Below are 17,921 nucleotides of genomic sequence, written 5' to 3'. Positions count from 1 at the left end.
GCAGTGATCGTCGGCAGCGTCCGGTAGGGGCGCTTCGGCCCGGTGGTAGCAAACTGGTTCATCGAACAGGCTGAATGGCAGGGCGAGTTCGCGGTCGACCTGATCGATCTGGCGGACACCGACATTCCGCTCGAACTGCCGTCCGTGCCGTCGGCGATGCAGCCCGAGCTGCCCCGTCCCGCCGGGATGGCCGGACTGACCCGGCGGCTCAAGGCTGCCGATGCAGTCGTCGTTGTGACGCCCGACTACAACCGCAGTTTCCCGGCCTCCCTGAAGGCCGCCATCGACTGGCACTACACCGAGTGGCAGGCCAAGCCGATCGGCTTCGTCGGCTACAGCGGAGCCAGCGGCGGCCTGCTGGCGATCGAGCAACTGCAGCAGGTCTTCAACGAGTTGCAGGCCCACACCGTCCGCGACTACGTCTCCTTCCCCCGCTACTACCTGCTCTTCTCCCCGGACGGCACACTCCTCGACCCGGAGGGCCCGGAAGGCGCCGCCAAGGTCATGCTCGACCAGCTGCTCTGGTGGGGCTCGGTCCTCCATGACGCCCGCCGCGACCGCCCCTACGTCACGAGCCGGTAACTCCCTTCGCGGCCCCCGCTGGCGCGAGCAGCCGCTCGACCGCACCAGCCGGGAAGGCGGCGGAGCGGGCCGCGGTCTCCACGGCCCGCTCCATCGGGTCGGCGAGGAGACGCAGCAGAGCCGCCGGCACCAGCAGGCTTGGGTGATCGGCAATCGAGCGGCGGACGGAACCTCGTCAACCGGCAGCCTCGCCGGAAGGCCGGGGAGGCGGTGGTCAGGGCCTGGATCGCGGGGCTCGGAATCGGTGGCGAGGCGCCGCAGGGTCTCCACCGGAAGGGTGGTCAGCCGACCGCCCGGCGAACCAGCCGCACTGTTGGGCGTGCTCCAACTGCTCGGCGATCTCTGGGGAGAGGTCCGAAACGCCATCATGTGTGCGACATTGGGGCTCTCGTCATCGAGCAGCCGGGCTCCGTCCACCAGGCCTCCCCCTCACTCTGGAGAGTAACGTCTACACCCGCGCCGTCGGCCTCGGCCCACTCATCGAACTCGAGGCGCGACCCACTCGCCGTCGAGCAGCGAGAGGGCATCACCGCCGCCCGTGTCCGCGAGTTCGTCGGCTGTTGCTGTCTCCAAGTGCGTCGGACGAGCCACTGTCGGAGCGGACGGGGCATCGATGTCCGGTAACCGGCTATGACTGCGTTCGCGGGCGCGGAACGGTTGCACAAGTCTTCAAACCGAGGTCGACCGCTGGGGGTCAAGGGGTCGCAGGTTCAAATCCTGTCGTCCCGACCAGCGCCTTCGCAGGTCGGAGGCCGTTTTCTCAGAGATGAGGAGGCGGCCTTTTCCGTGTTTGCGGCCGTGGTGGTCGCGGTGTGGTCGCATCGATGCCCTGCGGTTGGGATGCGGCGGGTGAACTGGCGGCCGGGACGGGGAGTAGACGGGGTTCGGCTGGCTGGCGAGCCAGGTTGAGTGGCCGCGGCGTGGTCGCAGCCAGTTGGGCCAGTGCCGGCGCGGTGACCGTCTCGGTCGGCGTGGGTGAGGGGGTGTCGATGGCGTCGACGGCGCTGCGGGCGGCCTGCTGGGTGAGGTGGCTGTAGATGTTCGCCGTGGTGGACAGCGTGGAGTGCCGGAGGGTCTTCGACACCACGGTCAGCGGGATGCCGGCGGTGATGGTGAGGGCGGCGGCGAGGTGCCGCAGGTCGTGCAGGGTGACGCGGGGTACGCCGGCTTCCGCCGCCAGCCGGCGGAAGCGGTCCAGGACCGTCTGCGGGCGCAGTGGTCGTCCGTTGGGGCGGCAGAACACGAGGCCGGTGTACTGATCCGTCGGGTCATCGGCAGTGTTGCGGGCGGCGGCGCGGCGTTCGAGGGCGGCCGCCACGCGTGGGGAGATGGCGACCCAGTTCTTGCTGCTGCGAGTCTTCGGCGCGGTGAGGACGAGCCGTGCGTTGTCGACGGCGGACAGGGTGTACCGCGATCAACACACTGCAGTCCCAGACTTCCTCCTGCCCCTCCTCCGTCAGCCAGGCCGCCGCTGCCGCCGCGCTCACGGGACCGCAGGACTACGTCGGGGAAACCGTGCGCGTCTACCGCGGACGCCGCGACGCCACCGTGAAGTTCATCAACGATGTTCCCCAGCTGAGCTGCACCGCCCCCGACGGAGGCTTCTACCTCCTGGTGAACTGCCAGGAGGTCATCGGCCGGTTCACACCGACGGGAAGCCGGATACGGAGCGACGAGGACTTCGCCCGCTACCTGCTGGACAGCCGGCAGGTGGCGGTGATCCACGGAGCCGCGTACGGCGCACCCGGTTACTTCCGCATCTCGTTCGCCACGTCGACCAACGTCCTCACCGGGGCGTGCGCGCGCATCGCGGCGGCTTGCGCCGGCCTGTCCCCGGCCACCTCCGTCTGATCCGTCCGAAAGGCCATCATGCTTCGCGGCAGCACCAAGTTCGAGCGGCCGGACGCCGCCGTGGTCGAGCAACTGAGTGCCCTCTCCTCGGCCACCATCCACGAGGCACAGGGCAGGCTCGGGGCCCTGGACTCCACCATCAAGCCGGTCGACCACCGCATGTCCCTGTGCGGCTCCGCCTTCACGGTCCAGTGCGCACCACGCGACAACCTGATGTTGCAGACCGCCATCGCCTACGTCCGCCCGGGGGACGTCATCGTCGTCTCCGCGGGCGCCTACGAGGAGGCGGGTTCCTTCGGAGACGTCCTCGCCAACGCATGCCAGGCCAAGGGCCTCGGCGGCCTGATCACCGACACCGGTGTCCGGGACACCGAGGACCTGCGCGCCCTGGGGTTGCCGGTCTTCTCCCGCAGCGTCTCCATCAAGGGCACGGTCAAGGAGACCATCGGACCGATGTGCGAGCCGGTCACCATCGGCGGGGTACTCGTCCACCCGGGAGACGTGATGCGAGCCGACGCCGACGGCGTGGTCGTCGTACGCCGCGAGGACGCCGCGGAGGTGGTCACCGCGTCCCAGGAGCGGGACGACGCCGAGGCGGGCTACATCTCCGCGTACCGAGCGGGCAAGACGGTCATCGAGATCTGCAATCTCACGCCGCTTCTCGCGGCAAAAGGGCTGGTGATCGAGGAGTAGCGAGGTGAGTCGCCGAGTGGCCCACCCTGGCACAGGACATGGCCGGAGACGAGAGTGCTGCCTTCCGCCCCGGCCCTGTCCTGCTGGAGTACCACCCGTAGTGCTCGGTTGGCGCGTCCCATCAGCCATGCTGCGGAAGGCGGCACGCAGACCAGCACACGCGCCGCGGCGCCCTTGTGGCGTTTGACGGGAAAGGTGGGGGCAACTCAGCGGACGGTGGCCGCGGGGGCGTGCGTCGTGGTATCCGTCGGTCGTTTTACGCTCATTTGACGCTCCGGCCACCCGAAACCGCGCACACGGGACTGAAAAGTATGCGCAGGTACCTCATGTGCCTGCTCGGTGCTGCGACAGTCACACCTGACGGTGACGCGCATCGGTGGTGCCCGGAAGAAGCGGCGGGAGCGCGGGGCCGGGCGTCGGGAATCGGCCACCCGCAGGTGGTTGCGTGTTCATCCAATGACCCTACGGTCCGCTCCATGGGTCATTCACATGCACACCGGCCGTACGTGTCCCGGCGGGACTTCCTTCGACGCAGTGCGGTCGTCGGCGCGGTGGGTGCTGCTGCCGCGGGTGGGGCGTGGTTCTGGCGCCAGCCCGCGTACGGGGCGGAGACTCCCGTTTCACAGGTCCATGTGTCCTTCGGCGCCGACGCGGCACGCGAGATGACGGTCAGCTGGATGACCCCGGGACCGGTACGCAATCCCTTCGTCCAGCTGGCGGACGACCGGGTCACCGCGCGGACCGTGCAGTACCCGGGTTACCCCGGCTACTTCCACCACGCCCGGCTGACGCGGCTGTTTCCCGGGACGAGCTACGGCTACCGCATCGGGCACGACGACAAGACAGTCACCCCGGCCAACGGCTTCACCACCGGGCCTCGGGGGCGGGAGCCGTTCACCTTCACGGCCTTCGGGGACCAGGGCACCGACCTGGCGACCACGGCCCAGCAGCCCATCCAGCCGAGTCTCAACACCAAGCTGGCGCAGTCGTTCAACCCGGCCTTCCACGCCATCGTCGGCGACTTGGCGTACGCCAACGGCGACCAGAAACTGTGGGACGAGTGGTTCGACATGATCTCGCCCATGGCCACCTCCACGCCGTGGATGCCGTGCATCGGCAACCACGAGATCGAGAGCCAGCTCGATGTGTTGGGAACCGGGGACAGCTGGGGCGAGTTGGGCTACGACCCCTACCTCACCAGGTTCTCGCTGCCCGGCAACGGCTACGACGACCTGCAGAACTGCTTCTACTCCTTCCGCTACGGCAGCGCCGTGTTCATCAGCGTCGACAACAACGACGTCAACAGCGAGATCAAGCACAACATCGGCTACACCGGAGGGCGGCAGCGGCAGTGGGTGGAGAAGGCCCTCGCCGCCGCGCACGCGGACAAGGGCGTCGACTTCATCGTCGTCCTGATGCACCAGGCCGCCTTCAGCTCCTCCTCCCGGCACGGCTCGGATGAGGGCGTACGCGAGGCGTGGCTGGAACTGTTCGCCCGCTACTCGGTCGACCTGGTGCTCCAGGGGCACGACCACAACTACGAGCGCAGCCATGTCCTGCGCGGTGACCAGGTCGTCGCCGATATCCCCAACCGGCTCGACCTGGGCACCGCGTACATCCTGTGCGGGAATGGCGGCGCGGTGCAGGACTCCTTCGACCCCGTGCAGCCGGCCTGGTCCGCGTACCGCCAGGCATTCAAGATCGGCACGCTGAAGGTCGAGGTGGACCCGCTCACCGCGGACGGAATGAGTCGCCTCACGCTCGGCGAGTACTGGGCGCTGGACGGCTCGCCCATCGAGGAGGGCATCGTCCTGGAGAAGCCGGCGAAGACCGCGGCGAAGCGGACTGTCGCCGCAGACGACGCCACGCAGAGCTCCAGCACGGGCGGTCGGCCTGCCGTCACGCTGCCCGCTGCCGACGCCCCTGCTGGAACGACCATGATCGGCGTGGAGGCGGCCGGGACCGCCGGGCTGGCCATGCGCATACGTTCGCGTGAGGAGGCCTTCGACGGGCGCGCCTCGCTCACCTGACGGGACCTCCTCGAACGGCCCTCGATGCTACCGGGCAGGAACCGTGGCCGGCCGTGCACGGGCAGAGCGGGGCTGGGAGTGATGCGGTCCGGCATGCCGCGTGCGCTGACTCCGCTGTGCAAACGCGCAACGGAATTTGCGGCGAGGCTGCCCGGGTTGAGCAGTTCCCCCGCCGCGAGGCCGAGAAGGAGCCTTGTGGCCCCGCACGTGCGGCCCGGGGCCGTCGTCCTCGCCGCCGCGGCCGCCGAGGAGTACGCGCGGGCTGCTGCTCGGCTCCGCCGTGTACGACATGGCGTTGGAGAAGCTCGACAATCCCGGTACACCTTCGGCAGCACGTCCGCCGTCGGCCCTGGCTGCCACCGCGGCACGGTCAGCACCCCGGCCACTCGCGTCTCCCACTCCCCGCCATCGGCGACGACACAGTCGCTGCAGCAAGTTGGACCGCCTCCCCGGCCTGCGTCGCCTCCGTCTCCTCGCAAGGAGTCTCAGCCATCAGCCTTGGCGACCGTCTCCTGCGTGACCACCAGCCGAGGACAGCACCACCGCTCTGCCTCCAGCCGAATCAACTCAGCGATGCCTGCTTCGCGTTCCTCCGCCCGGGCATGGGCCGTGGCCTTGCGGCCAACTAATCGCTGACCAGGAGTCATGCTCGTCGGGCAGAAGGGGGATCCGGGGGTCCTCTGCCGCGCCGGCTCGGGCGACTACCACTTCCTGATGAGCGGGTAGGTCCCGGCTTGTTCGGGCCGCTCGAGTACGGAGCCCTGGTGGTGCTCGGTAGGGCGCAAGCGGTGCCGTCCGCGCTGACGCCGGCGTCCGGTGCTCCGCGGGCACGAGCGGCGTGACGCCCCATAACTTTGTCCAGCAGCAGGAAAAAGAAAAAGAATCATGGACGAAGTTCTTCCGCGACTTGTGGAAAGTGGCTACTTTCCTCACGAACTTCTGATGTGGAGGGGGCGACAGTGCTGTATACGCGAGCATGTCCTCCTCCGCGGTGTCGCTGGCTCGCCTCATCGCCCAGAGGAGCAACGACATGGGGGATCTGGTCGAGTGTGAGGTCCCGGCCTCCATCACGACGTACTCGGCCGTGGCCACCAAGACAACGTCGATCAATACCTCCCCGTCGGATTCGAGTGAGCCGTTCTGGTGCGCTCGGGTGCTGCGGCTGACGAATCGACAGGAGGCTTGATGGTGAAGGACGGTCGGCCGACGCTAGGCGTCGGCCTGGTGGGGTACGCGTTCATGGGAGCGGTGCACTCGCAGGCGTGGCGTTGCGTGGGCCGGATGTTCGACCTCCCCGTCTCACCGGCGATGACCGCGCTCTGCGGACGTGACCCCGACGGTGTGCAGAACGCCGTGGCGCGCTTCGGCTGGGCGTCGGTGGAGACCGACTGGCGTCGGCTGCTGGAACGCGACGACGTGCATCTGGTCGACATCTGCACGCCGGGCGACGACCACGCCGAGCTCGCCATCGCCGCGCTGGCCGCAGGTATGCAGGTGCTGTGCGAGAAGCCGCTGGTCAACACCGTGGAGGAAGCGGTCGCCATGACGGCGGTGGCCGAGCCGGCAGCGGAACGCGGTGTGCGGTCGACGGTCGGGTTCAACTACCGCCGGGTGCCCGCGCGCACGGTCGCCCGCCGACTCGTCAAGGCCGGCCGGCCAGGCACGATCCGGCACGTACGGGCCCAGTATCTGCAGGATTGGATCCGTGAGGGCGCGGACCCGACCCCGTCGTTCGCCGACGGACTGCAGGTGCAGCGTGTCCTTGCCGCGGAGGAACGCAGCGCCGACAACGGCAGCTGCCGGCAGCAGGTGGAGGGCGCGTACACCGTAGGAAAGGCGCGGTGACGGCGGACGACCGCGACATCACCTCGCTCGCCCAGGCCCTCGGCGGAACGTCCGGTTCGCACCAATCGAAGGAGAGACAGTGAGAGAGAGAAACCTCAGCCGTCGCGGATTCCTGAAGAGGACTGCGGGCGCGACTGTTGCCGTGAGCGCGGCTACCCTCGCCGGTTCGCTGCCCACTGCAGCCTTCGCGGAGACGAGCACCGGCAACGGGCGGTTGATTCCGCAGGGCAAAGTCGGTATCCAGCTCTACAGCGTGCGTGACAAGGTGCGGGACCTCGGATTCCGGCAGGTCTTCGAGGAGTTGTCGCGCATCGGCTACCAGGAGGTCGAGTTCGCCGGCTACACCTCGCCCGCCGAGCCAGGCATCACGGTCGAGCAGCTCCGGGGGCTCCTCGACGACAACGGGCTGCGGGCGGCGGGCAGTCACCGGAGTCTCAACGACTTCCGCACGAACCTGCAACGGGAGCTCGACCACGCCGAGATCCTCGGAATGCCGCACGTGGGCACGGCGCAGGCACCCTCCAACATCAACACGGTGGCCGCCTACCAGGCCGCCGCAGCCGAGTTCAACCAGTGGGGCGAGGCGGCAAGCGCCCGAGGAGTCAAGCTCTACCAGCACAACCACGCGGGCGAGTTCGCCTTCGCCACCGACCAGCCCGACGCCCGGCTCTACGACGTGTTCCTCGCCGAGACCGACCCGGACCACGTGTTCCTCGAGATGGACATCTACTGGGCCTACGTGGGCCAGCACCGCTACCCGGGATTCGAGCCGGCCGACTACGTGGCCGTTCACCCGCACCGCTACCCCCTGTTCCACGCCAAGGACGGCAAGGCCAACGAGGCGAACCCCAACGGCTACGACATCGTCGAATTCGGCACCGGCGACATCCCGTTCGATGAGTTCTACCGGAAGATCGGCGCGAAGAGCGCCCACCACAGCATGTGGGAGCAGGACAACGCGCCCAGCACCCAGCCCAACCCGCCCGGGTCGTTCGGCGCCGCCGAGCGCAGCTACCAGGCCATCGCGAACCTGCGCGGCTGAACACGGACGACCCAGCGGCCGGACCGTCACTGCTTCCCCGCCGCTGCCCCGGCGCGGATTGCGATCCGGCCACCATCTGACGCCCTCCACTGAAGGAGAAGCATCACCATGCTACGTACCACGGGACGGACGTGGCCGGCAGCCGCAGCACTGGCTGCCCTGACACTCGTCGCAACGCCGCCGATATCGGCCGCCGAGGAGAACGCGCCGCCGCCGGACTCCGCTTTCCAGAAGGTGACGCTCAACGACTCGCCCGGCGAACCCATGGACCTCGCCGTTCTCCCGGACGGGCGGGTGCTGCACACCACCCGCGCGGGGACGGTGTGGATGCACGACCCGGCCACCGGGCTGAACACACGGGCGGCGACCCTCGACGTCTACCAGCACGACGAGGAAGGCCTGCAGAGCATCGCGGTCGACCCCGGCTTCGGCAAGAAGAACAACTGGATCTACCTCTACTACTCGCCGCCGCAGAACACCCCGGTGGACGACCCCTCGACCCCGGGCGTCAACGAGGGTGACGCTCCCGCCACCGGCACGGCGGCGGACTGGGAGCGTTTCAAGGGCGCCATCCGGCTCTCCCGCTTCGAGTTCGCCCACGGCAAGATCGACGTCGCGAGGGAGCAGCGGATCATCGACGTCCCCGTCGACCGCGGCATCTGCTGCCACGTCGGCGGCGACATCGTGTTCGACCGTGACAGCAACCTCTACCTGTCGACCGGCGATGACACCAACCCGTTCTCGTCGGGCGGGTACACACCGATCGACGAGAGACCCGAGCGCAACCCGGCGTACGACGCCCAGCGCAGCTCGGCGAACACCAACGACCTGCGCGGCAAGATCCTGCGGATCCGGCCGAAGGACGGCGGCGGCTACGACGTCCCGGACGGGAACCTCTTCGCGAAGGGGGCGCCGAAGACGCGTCCCGAGATCTACGCGATGGGGCTGCGCAACCCGTTCCGCATCGAGATCAACCGGGAGAACGACGAGCTGTACGTCGCCGACTATTCGCCGGACGCACGGCAGGCGAATCCGAGCCGGGGCCCGGCCGGGCACGGCAAGTGGGCGATCGTGCGCAAGCCGGCCAACTACGGATGGCCGTACTGCGCGACCGCGGACATGCCGTACAACGACTACGACTTCGCTACCGGCACCTCCGGCGCGCCGTTCAACTGCGCGGCGCCGGTGAACGAGTCACCGCACAATACCGGCCTGCGCGAGCTACCGCGGGTCGCCCAGCCGGAGGTCTGGTACACGTACGGGCAGTCCGCGCAGTTCCCCGGCCTCGGCACCGGTGGGATCGGGCCGATGGCCGGCCCCGTCTACCAGTTCGACCGGCAGGCCACCCTGGGCCGGCACCCGGTGGCGTGGCCGGAGTACTACGACGGCGTGCCGCTGTTCTACGAGTGGACCCGCGACTACACTAAGGCCTTCCACCTCGACGCGAACGGGGACGTCTCGAAGATCGAGCCGATGCTGCCGTCGGTGACGTTCGACAATCCGATGGACATGGAGTTCGGGCCGGACGGCGCGCTCTACGTCCTCGAATACGGTGACGGCTACTTCCGGGAGAACCCGGACGCCCAGCTGGCCCGGATCGACTACGTAGGCCCGGACGGCAACCACTCCCCGGCGCCCGTCCTCTCGGCCGATCAGACCAACGGCAAGGCACCGCTCACCGTCGCGTTCTCCAGCGAGGGCACGAAGGACGCCGACGGCGACCGGCTGCTCTACGAGTGGCACTTCGACGCTGACGGCACGGTGGACTCCCGGGAGGCCAACCCGACGTTCACCTACAAGGAGAACGGCGTCTACCACGCGACGCTGAAGGTCACCGACATCGGCGGCCCCGAACGCGGGCGCTCGGCCGCCACGTCGGTCGAGATCGTGGTCGGCAACGAGGCGCCCGTCGTGGACCTGGTCAAGCCGGTCGAAGGCCAGCCGTTCCGCTTCGGCGACGCCGTGCAGTTCGAGGTCCGCGTCACCGACGACCAGCCGGTCGATTGCGCACGCGTGCAGGTGACCTACGTCCTCGGCCACGACCAGCACGGGCACCCGCAGACCACGGCCAGAGGATGCACCGGCACGATCCAGACCACGGTGCCGTCCGGGCACGACCCGGCGCAGGACAATCTCACGGCCGTCTTCGTCGCCTCGTACACCGACCCGGGCGCCGACGGCCTGCCGGCGCTGACCGGCACCGACCAGGTGGTGCTGAAGCCGACCACCTGACGATGTCCGGCGGGGTCGGGACGGTCCTTCCCGACCCCGCCCGTCCCGGCTCGAAGGGAGCAGCATGGCGGCGCGAGCTGCTCGACCCGGGGACCACGCGTGGGTTCGCGGTTGCCGATCATCAAGTGGCGCACGTCTCCGTGCGCGGCCCGCCGATATTAAGCGGGTCCGCGAGGTGTGCGCCGAGTTGCCTGGCGTCGACGGGGTCCTGGACACCGGTGGCAAGGCGCGCCACGGCCTCGACTACGAACGGGCCGGGAACCTGGTCCTTGTGGCCGAGCGCGGCGCGTGGTTCACGTACCTGCTCTGCTCCGACCGGCTGCCGACTGCGACTCGTTCGCGACGACTGAGGCCAGAGCCCTGATGCTGCAGCTCGCCGGAGTCGGCGAGCGCGGTAAGAGACCCAGCACCTGAGCAACACAGAAAGGCCCCTCGTGTCGACTTCCATACCCGCACGCGCGCGCAGCCTCATCGCCGGCCTCATAGCCTGCGCCCTCTTCCTCGGTCAGCTGGTGCTCGGCCAGGCCGGTTATGCCGACACGGTCTTGGACGAGCCTCCCGGTGAGGACAAGTTCGAGCAGATCACACTGGCCCTGGGGCCGGATCAGGTCGGTGAGGCGCTCGCGCTCGCGGTACTGCCCGACGGCCGCGTTCTGCACACATCCCGTGACGGGCGGGTCTTCCTCAGCGAAGAGGGCGTCGGCACGGCGGGCGCTGCGCGGATCCCGGTCTACAAGCACGACGAGGAGGGACTGCAGGGGATCGCGGTGCCACCCGACTTCGCGCAGTCGCGGTGGGTCTACCTCATGTACGCGCCCCAGCTGGACACCCCGGCGGACGATCCCACGACGCCTGGCGTGAACGAGGGTGATGCCCCCGCCGAGGGCAGTGCGGAGGACTTCGAGCGGTACAAGGGCGAAACGTACGTGTCGCGCTTCCGGCTCGAGGGAGACACCCTGGATCGGGGGAGCGAACAGGTCGTCTTGAAGATCCCCGCCGATCGTGGCCTGTGCTGCCACGTCGGTGGAGACCTGAACTTCGACCGTGCAGGGAACCTGCTGATCTCCACCGGAGACGACACTAACCCCTTCTCCTCTGACGGCTACACGCCGATCGACGAGCGGCCGAACCGCAACCCCTCGTACGACGCGCAGCGGACGTCGTCGAACACCAATGACCTGCGCGGCAAGATCCTGCGGATCCGACCGACGGCAGACGGCGGTTACACGATCCCGGAAGGGAACCTGTTCGGGCCGAACGGGAAATACCCCAACGCCGACTCCGCGAAGGTGCGGCCGGAGATCTATGCCATGGGTTTCCGCAATCCGTTCCGCTTCAGCATCGACGCCAAGACCGGCTGGCTCTACGTCGGTGAGTACGGCCCCGACGCCGCCAGCGAGTCGGACACCCGCGGACCGGGCGGCCTGGTCGAGGTCAACCAGATCCGGGAGCCCGGCAACTACGGCTGGCCGTATTGCAGTGGGCCCAACCTGAACTTCAACGACTACGACTTCGCCACCGGGCAGTCCGGCCCCAAGTTCAACTGCGACGCGCCGGTGAACGAGTCGCCCAACAACACCGGCCTGCGCGAGCTGCCGCCTGCGAAGCATCCCTGGATCTGGTACGACGGCGGCACCGTGCACTACGACGGTAAGTCCACCGACGAGTTCGGCAACGGTGGCGAGGCGCCGATGGGTGGACCGGTCTACCGCTTCGACTCGGAGCTGGTGTCGGACACCAAGTTCCCCTCCTACTTCGACGGCCACTTCTTCATGGGTGACTGGAGTCGCGGGTGGATGAAGGAGATCGAGATCGGAGCCGAGGGCCAACCGACCCGGATCCACCCGTTCTTCGACTCCGGGACGATGGCGGCGCCGATGGACTTCGAGTTCGGCCCCGACGGGTCGCTGTACGTCGTGGACTACGGCAGCGCCAGCTACGGCGGCATGTACGCCGGCGGGAGCCCGGACGCAGCCATCTACAAGATCAATTACGTGGATGGTTCACGTGCGCCGATCGCCCGCGTGTCGGCCGACCGCACCAGCGGTACCGCACCCCTCACGGTCTCCTTCTCCAGCGCCGGCAGCCGGGACCCCGAGGGCGATCCGCTGACCTACGCCTGGGACTTCGACGGCGACGGGAGCACCGACGCCACCGAGGCCAACCCCGCGCACACATACAACAGCAACGGCACCTTCACCGCGCGGCTGACCGTCACCGACAGCGCGGGCAAGACCGGGACGGCGACGGAGACGATCATCGTGGGCAACGACCGTCCCACCGTGACGATCAAGCGGCCCGCGGATGGCGGCGTGTACGACTACGGCGACCGGCTCTCGTTCGAGGTCAAGGTCACCGACCCGCAGGACGGGCCGATCGACTGCAACAGGGTCCGTGTCGAGACCGCGCTCGGCCACAACGAGCACGCACATGGGGACCAGAGCTTCACGGGCTGCTCGGGCACCGTGACGATCCCCGCGGCGTGGGAGCCGGACACCCAGTCGAGCTTCTATGTGGTCTCGGCCAGTTACACCGATGACGGCGGCGCCGACGGGACTCCCTCGCTCACCGGCAGTGACGCGGCCGTGCTGCAGCCGCGGATCAAGCAGGCCGAGCACTTCTCCCACCAGAGCGGCGTGAAGGTGGTGGAGGCTTCCGATCCGAAGGGCGGTGGTATCCGGGCCATCGGCGAGCTGGAGGACGGCGACCATGTGTCGTACAAGCCGGTCGACCTGACCGGCATCGACCGCCTCGACCTGCGGATCGCCGCCGGCTCACTCGGCGGCAAGGCCGAGGTCCGCGCCGACGCACCGGATGGTCCGCTGCTGGGATCGGCCCAGGTGCCGGGCAACCTCGGTGCGCAGAGCTGGACCACGGTCGAGATCCCGGTGCGTGACCCGGGCGGCCCGCACGAGGTCTTCCTGGTGTTCCGCAATCCGCTGGTGCCGCCGACGCCCGTCGACGCCGACAGCATGATGGTGGTGAACTACATCGAGTTCGTGGGCACGGGGCTGAACTCGCCACCGACGGCACAGGCGTCCGCGACCCCGACCAGCGGTGCCGCGCCGCTCACGGTCGAGTTCACCGGCCGCGGCAGTGACCCCGAAGACGACGCACTGTCGTACCACTGGGACTTCGGGGTGCCGGGCGAGGGCGCTGACACAGCCACGGCGCGGTACACCTACACCGAGCCGGGAAGCTACACGGCGGTCCTGACCGTCACCGACGCGAAGGGGAACGCCGAACGCGACATAGTGAAGATCTCCGTGACCGAAGGGCCGGACACGACGCCACCAGTGATCAGCGACGTCACACCGGCCGGCGGATCCGAGACGTCGGACAGGCAACCGGCGATCGGAGCGACAGTGCAGGACGACCGCTCCGACCTCACCACCGCGCACCTGACGATGTACCTCGACGGGCAAGCCGTGGAGTTCACCTACGACAAGGACACCCACCGGATCACCCACATGCCCGCCAAGAAGCTGGCCACCGGCACCCACCAGGTGCGCGTGATCGCCGAAGACCCGTCCCGCAACACCTCCACCCGGACGTGGAGTTTCACCGTGGTCCGTTGAACGCAGGAGGCTCCGACGGAGTATGCAGCGTGCTCCGCCGGACCCCGGTCCCAGATCAATGAGCACATGCGGACATCGAAGCCTCGGCGCGAACCCAAGTGAGGAAACTATGTGCACCGGTTACGGTAACGAAAGGCCCGCGGACATGCGGGAGCTGGTCAGCCGCCGCGGATTTCTGAAGGCGGGCGCCGCCGCGGCGGTGCTAGGCACCGCCGGTGCAGTCGGCACTCCGACCGCATTCGCGGCCTCGGACTCCGCGCCGCAGCAACAGCGGCCCCAGCGAGACAAGCACCGGGTTCCGCACGAGGCCGTCAGTATCCAGCTGTACACCATGCGCGACCTCATGGACGCCGACCTCGAGGCGACGTTCGCCGGGCTGGCGGCCATCGGCTACCGCAAGGTCGAACAAGCAGGCTTCCACGGCCGCACGGCGCGGGAGTTCAAGGCCGCGCTGGATGCCTACGGACTGCACGCCACCTCCGGCCACCAGTCGCCGTATCCCTACGACGAATCGCGCTGGCGGAAGATGATCGAGGACGCCTACATCCTCGGACAGCGGTACATGGTGGAACCGCTCCCCGCATTCATCGCGACAGGACTGTTCAGCCCGCTGGTCCCGCCGTCGCTCGCCTGGGGTCAGTATGCCCAGGACCTGAACAAGGCGGCTGAACAGGCCAGGATCTTCGGCATCGAGGTCGGCTACCACAACCACAACCCAGAGTTCCTGCCGCTGCCCGACGACCCCAGCCGAACCGGCTACGACATCCTGCTCGCCGAGACGGACCCCGGCCTGGTGCACTTCGAGTTGGACATCTACTGGGCATGGCGGGCCGGTCAGGACCCCGTCGAGCTGCTGGAGGCCCATCCGACACGGTTCCGCCAGTTCCACGTCAAGGACATGGACGAGAACGGCAACATCACCGCCCCCGGCACCGGCGTGATCGACTTCGCTCGCGTCTTCCAGGCCGCGGCGGACCTCGGCATCACCGAATACATCATCGAGCAGGACAACGCCGGGCAGAGCGCCATGGAAACCGCGCGACTCGGCTTCGACCTTCTGTCCACCATCCGTTGGTGATTGCTCGCTGAGAAAGGAGACGCTGATGCCACGCCCCGTCACGTTGTTCACCGGCCAGTGGGCCGAGGAGGCACGGCCGCGGTCAGCGGCGGTCTGGCTGGTTCTCGCCGCCATTGTCGGCCTCCTACTCGCGGGAGTTCCGGGCAGTGCGGAAGCCTCAGAAGCGAGCGGTGAATCCGGCCGGCGATGGGTTGCTTCGTGGGCGACGGCCCAGCACACAACAAAAGGGTCGCTGGAGAACCAGACGGTCAGGACAATCGTCCATCTGACGCAGGGTGGTGACTTGGTTCGGGTGCGGATCGGCAACACCCTCGGCACGGAGCCGATGGAGATCGGTGCCGTGATGGTAGGGCTGCGTGATTCGGGCGCCCGGCTGGTCAAGGGGACCGTGCGCGCCGCCACCTTCGACGGTTCTCGCAGCGTTGTTGTTCCGCCAGGAGAGTACGTCGTGAGCGACCCCGTGCGTTTTGCAACGACTCAGCAGCAGGATCTCGTGGTCAGCATGCATGTGCCCGGCAACGTGGTTCCGAGCGCGCATGACGCCGCCTTCGACACCAACTACCTCACCGCGGCCGGAGCAGGGGACCATACTGGTGACCTCGACGACGGTGCCTTCACCACCACCACGACGTCGCACCTGATGCTCATGGCGGTCGACGTCTCGACTACGAGTGCCCGCGGAACCGTCGTGGTGACGGGTGGCTCCGTGACAGATGGCGCCGGCAGCCGGACCACCGGGTACATGGGCACCGGTCCCGCGGCGCCCCCGAACTCGCGCTGGAGCGATGTGCTCGCCCGGCGCATCGTTGCCGAGCTCCCTGGCAATGCGCAGTTCGCGGTGGCCAACGCGGGCATCGGGGGCAACACCGCCTCGAGGGAATGTGCGATCGCCAGCGGACCCTACTCGAACGTCGAGGATCGGTTCGCTCGTGACGTTCTCGGCCTGAGCGGGGTGAGCCACGTGTTCGTCTATGCGGGCACCAACGACCTGGGTTTCGGATGTGGGGCGGACCAGATCATCGCCGCCTTCACAAGGCTCGTAGAGCGAGCGCATGCACGCGGTGTCAAGGTGGTGTTTGCGACGATCACACCTCGTTTGACCTACACGGCGCTTCAGAACGAAGAACGGTTCGAGGTCAATTCTTGGATCCTCCGTGGTGGGAACTGCGGTGGTGTGTGCGACGGTGTGATGAACTTTGACGCCGTCGTCTCCTGGTCGGCCAACCCGAACGCCATCGATCCGCGGTATGACGCCGGAGACATGATCCATCCCAACGCAGACGGCTACCGGCGAATGGGGCAGGTCATCGATCTGGGCTTCCTGGCTGGCGAGTCATCCCCGGGCCGGTGAGCAGCCGGGCAGTTCCCACCTCTCTTCTCCAGGTCTGTCACTTCCTGCTCGCTTAGGCCGAGCCATTCCCGGTAGACGAGATGGTGTCGGGTACCCCGCCGTGATGGCGGCCCCGTCGTTGGCCGCAAGCGGCTGGTTTCGCAGCTTCCTTGCTGCGGAACCAGCCGTTCGCTGTGCGGTCGCCAATAGTCAGCTACCAGTTGACGAGACAGACCTCATCGCGCGGGACGGGCGATCTGCCCAGCTCCTGTGGGTGCTGACAACTCTCTTCACCCCTACACGACTTGCGCGTGTCCGGACCATCCCACGCTGCCCGGGCCTCATCTTCGTCCGACCTCCGCCCGGCTGAGCAGGTCGCGAGCCTGGGACACCGCCTGCTGGGGATCGCGCAGGCCGGTGTAGACGCAGACGGTGTACTGCACGTCCTCCAGTCGCCGCCGGGCGTTCGATTCCCTGCTGAGCAGCGGTGTGAGCGTATCGAACTCGTCGAGCAGGTCACGAAGTACGGAATAGTTGATCAGCGGCATCTCGGTTTCCTTTCCCGCACCGCACGGGAGCGTGATCCCGTTTTCCTGTCGTTCGGCTTGCGCTGCTCTAGTGGTCGAGGCTCAGGTGGCCGAACCCCCGACGAGTGGGGGCTCAGCTCTCCGCGAGCAGGTGCAACAGCTCCGTTTCCTGGTCGTAGTGAAGGTGCTCGGTGTCGGGCGGCACCGCTGCATGGGTCCGCTTCAGGAACGACTCGTGGGTCCGCTTCAGGAACGACTCCACAGCGTGCGCCGGGGCCTCAAGCAGGGCCTGTCCGTCGGGGGCGCTGAGGGCGATACACAGCACTCCCCGTCCGCGATCCCGTGCCGGCCAGACGCGGATGTCGCCGGTGCCGGCGGGGCCGTGTAGGCCCTCGGCCAGCAGAGGTCTCGGGCGAAAACTCACTCGACCGGCTGTTCGGGGCCGGTGTGGAAGGTGGCGTGCACGGCGTAGGGGCCGGCCGTGTCGTACCGGAGGCCCGTGGTCACCGGGCAAGACAGGTCACTCATGTACACGAGCCGCAACTGCAGCTCACAGTGAACCGTGGTGTTCATGGCGCCCAAAGCCTTTCGCTCAGCCCGCATTCACCGGGCGACAGTCCGTTCAGCTCGGACGAAAGGGGAAGCGGCTCGAACCGAACCGCAGAGCTGCTGTGCAGTGTGACGGCTATCGGTGTCCCAGCGCCGACGACAAGGCGGCCTCGGGCGCAGGGCATTCACGGTTCGTACATCGCTAAAAGGTGCCTTCGCAGGGCGATGGGCCTGTCGCATGCGTGGAACAAAGCCGACTCCCTCCCCGGACAGCGAGGCCGGTACGGAATCCGTGAGAGTCCCGACCGGGCCGTTGAACACCCCGACGCACACCGCAAGGCGGCGCAGGGGCAGGGATAGCTGAGCAGCTCGTAGGCCAGGCGGCGGTGCGTGGGCCGGGTCTCGATCCAGCACCGTCGCGGCGTGACGGCGCTCACACTAGTTCAGGTGACGGCGGTGGAGAAGACCTTGTAACGCTATCTCCTCACGTATTGCAGTTGATCTCACACACTGTGCCACGGCCCGGGGTCGGAGGCCCCGCACTCGGGCTCTGCGGCGCCAAGGTTCACCAGGCCCTACGTCCC

General features: G+C 68.0%; 13 protein-coding genes and 2 pseudogenes. 11 read left to right on the top strand and 4 right to left on the bottom strand.

What is annotated here, in order from left to right:
- The first annotated feature begins 42 nt into the window (after positions 1–42).
- Positions 43–582, top strand: coding sequence for an NADPH-dependent FMN reductase (locus H1D24_RS07490; RefSeq protein WP_309484240.1), 540 nt, complete (start codon positions 43–45; stop codon positions 580–582).
- On the opposite strand, the gene H1D24_RS07485 is transcribed toward H1D24_RS07490, so the two are convergent.
- Together H1D24_RS07485 and H1D24_RS07480 are read right to left on the bottom strand one after the other, a co-directional pair.
- Entirely contained in the window at positions 569–712 is a 144-nt protein-coding gene (locus H1D24_RS07485; RefSeq protein WP_181656587.1) for a hypothetical protein, read from the bottom strand. The two genes, H1D24_RS07490 and H1D24_RS07485, sit on opposite strands and share 14 nt — an antisense overlap.
- A 630-nt stretch (positions 713–1,342) precedes the next feature.
- Entirely contained in the window at positions 1,343–1,984 is a 642-nt protein-coding gene (locus tag H1D24_RS07480) for a tyrosine-type recombinase/integrase (protein WP_181656756.1), read from the bottom strand.
- Here H1D24_RS07480 and H1D24_RS07475 point away from each other — a divergent pair.
- The 10 genes and pseudogenes from H1D24_RS07475 to H1D24_RS07430 all read left to right on the top strand — a co-directional run bounded on the left by H1D24_RS07475 (position 1,963) and on the right by H1D24_RS07430 (position 16,282).
- On the top strand, positions 1,963–2,433 hold the full coding sequence (locus H1D24_RS07475; RefSeq protein WP_309484239.1) for an aminotransferase class I/II-fold pyridoxal phosphate-dependent enzyme: 471 nt from the start codon (positions 1,963–1,965) through the stop codon (positions 2,431–2,433). The two genes, H1D24_RS07480 and H1D24_RS07475, sit on opposite strands and share 22 nt — an antisense overlap.
- Positions 2,434–2,451: 18 nt before the next feature.
- The gene (locus H1D24_RS07470) at positions 2,452–3,126 is read left to right on the top strand and encodes a 4-carboxy-4-hydroxy-2-oxoadipate aldolase/oxaloacetate decarboxylase (RefSeq protein WP_181656586.1); all 675 of its coding nucleotides are present in this window, start codon (positions 2,452–2,454) and stop codon (positions 3,124–3,126) included.
- 476 nt (positions 3,127–3,602) lie between these two features.
- Positions 3,603–5,156, top strand: a complete 1,554-nt coding sequence (locus H1D24_RS07465; RefSeq protein WP_181656585.1) for a purple acid phosphatase family protein — start codon at positions 3,603–3,605, stop codon at positions 5,154–5,156.
- 1,185 nt (positions 5,157–6,341) lie between these two features.
- A pseudogene (locus H1D24_RS07460) lies at positions 6,342–6,878 on the top strand (Gfo/Idh/MocA family protein); the annotation flags it as partial.
- A 265-nt stretch (positions 6,879–7,143) separates the two neighbouring features.
- A complete protein-coding gene (locus H1D24_RS07455) occupies positions 7,144–8,043 on the top strand; it encodes a sugar phosphate isomerase/epimerase family protein (RefSeq protein WP_309484238.1) in 900 nt (299 codons plus the stop codon).
- 108 nt (positions 8,044–8,151) lie between these two features.
- Positions 8,152–10,275 (top strand): PQQ-dependent sugar dehydrogenase, encoded by a 2,124-nt coding sequence (locus H1D24_RS07450; RefSeq protein ID WP_181656582.1) that lies wholly within the window; start codon positions 8,152–8,154, stop codon positions 10,273–10,275.
- 187 nt (positions 10,276–10,462) lie between these two features.
- Complete coding sequence (locus H1D24_RS43525) at positions 10,463–10,639, top strand: hypothetical protein (RefSeq protein ID WP_181656581.1); 177 nt, start codon at positions 10,463–10,465, stop codon at positions 10,637–10,639.
- A 70-nt stretch (positions 10,640–10,709) separates the two neighbouring features.
- Positions 10,710–13,853 carry a PKD domain-containing protein gene (locus H1D24_RS07440; protein WP_181656580.1) on the top strand — a complete coding sequence of 1,048 codons (3,144 nt, stop codon included), beginning with the start codon at positions 10,710–10,712 and terminating at the stop codon, positions 13,851–13,853.
- A gap of 145 nt (positions 13,854–13,998) precedes the next feature.
- Positions 13,999–14,931: a TIM barrel protein gene (locus tag H1D24_RS07435; RefSeq protein ID WP_220136481.1), complete on the top strand. Its 933-nt coding sequence runs from the start codon at positions 13,999–14,001 to the stop codon at positions 14,929–14,931.
- Between the two features lie 25 nt (positions 14,932–14,956).
- A complete protein-coding gene (locus H1D24_RS07430; RefSeq protein WP_181656578.1) occupies positions 14,957–16,282 on the top strand; it encodes a GDSL-type esterase/lipase family protein in 1,326 nt (441 codons plus the stop codon).
- Positions 16,283–16,602: 320 nt separating this feature from the next.
- Here the strand turns inward: H1D24_RS07430 and H1D24_RS07425 are convergent, their stop codons facing one another.
- On the bottom strand, positions 16,603–16,809 hold the full coding sequence (locus H1D24_RS07425; RefSeq protein WP_181656577.1) for a DUF5133 domain-containing protein: 207 nt from the start codon (positions 16,807–16,809) through the stop codon (positions 16,603–16,605).
- Positions 16,810–16,921: 112 nt separating this feature from the next.
- Positions 16,922–17,361 (bottom strand): annotated as a pseudogene (locus tag H1D24_RS07420) (SsgA family sporulation/cell division regulator).
- Positions 17,362–17,921 lie beyond the last annotated feature (560 nt).

Source organism: Streptomyces himalayensis subsp. himalayensis, from assembly GCF_013778455.1.
Taxonomy (GTDB): domain Bacteria; phylum Actinomycetota; class Actinomycetes; order Streptomycetales; family Streptomycetaceae; genus Streptomyces; species Streptomyces himalayensis.
Note: the sequence above shows the minus strand (reverse complement) of the source record. Positions and strands in the feature narration are given on the sequence as shown.